The following is a 950-nucleotide window of genomic DNA, read 5'->3' on the forward strand; positions in this document are numbered from 1 at the left end:
TACGAGTAAAGATGCTCGTTACGCGCAGCAGGACGGAAAGACCCCGGGACCTTTACTATAGCTTGGTATTGGTGTTCGGTACGGCTTGTGTAGGATAGGTGGGAGACTGTGAAGCTGGCACGCTAGTGTTGGTGGAGTCAATCTTGAAATACCACTCTGGTCGTTCTGGATGTCTAACCTCGGTCCGTGATCCGGATCAGGGACAGTGCCTGGTGGGTAGTTTAACTGGGGCGGTTGCCTCCCAAAGAGTAACGGAGGCGCCCAAAGGTTCCCTCAGCCTGGTTGGCAATCAGGTGTCGAGTGTAAGTGCACAAGGGAGCTTGACTGTGAGACCGACAGGTCGAGCAGGGACGAAAGTCGGGACTAGTGATCCGGCAGTGGCTTGTGGAAGCGCTGTCGCTCAACGGATAAAAGGTACCCCGGGGATAACAGGCTGATCTTGCCCAAGAGTCCATATCGACGGCATGGTTTGGCACCTCGATGTCGGCTCGTCGCATCCTGGGGCTGGAGTAGGTCCCAAGGGTTGGGCTGTTCGCCCATTAAAGCGGTACGCGAGCTGGGTTTAGAACGTCGTGAGACAGTTCGGTCCCTATCCGCTGCGCGCGTTGGAAACTTGAGAAGGGCTGTCCCTAGTACGAGAGGACCGGGACGGACGAACCTCTGGTGTGCCAGTTGTCCTGCCAAGGGCACCGCTGGTTAGCTACGTTCGGAAGGGATAACCGCTGAAGGCATCTAAGCGGGAAGCTCGCTTCAAGATGAGGTTTCCATACATCCTTGAGGTGTGGGAGGCTCCCAGCTAGACGACTGGGTTGATAGGCCGGATGTGGAAGCAAGGACTAACGACTTGTGAAGCTGACCGGTACTAATATGCCGATGACTTACAACACTCCGCTCTGCACACGAAGCGAAGATGACTCACGTCCACTATGCGGTTCACGGGAAACGACCGT

Annotated in this window: 1 rRNA gene; it reads left to right on the forward strand. The window is 55.9% G+C overall.

The features are described from left to right. Positions 1–886: ribosomal RNA gene (locus QSK18_RS35635) — 23S ribosomal RNA — on the forward strand; the annotation flags it as partial. Between the last annotated feature and the right edge of the window lie 64 nt (positions 887–950).

The sequence above is a fragment of the Kineosporia sp. NBRC 101677 genome (assembly GCF_030269265.1).
Classification (GTDB): domain Bacteria; phylum Actinomycetota; class Actinomycetes; order Actinomycetales; family Kineosporiaceae; genus Kineosporia; species Kineosporia rhizophila.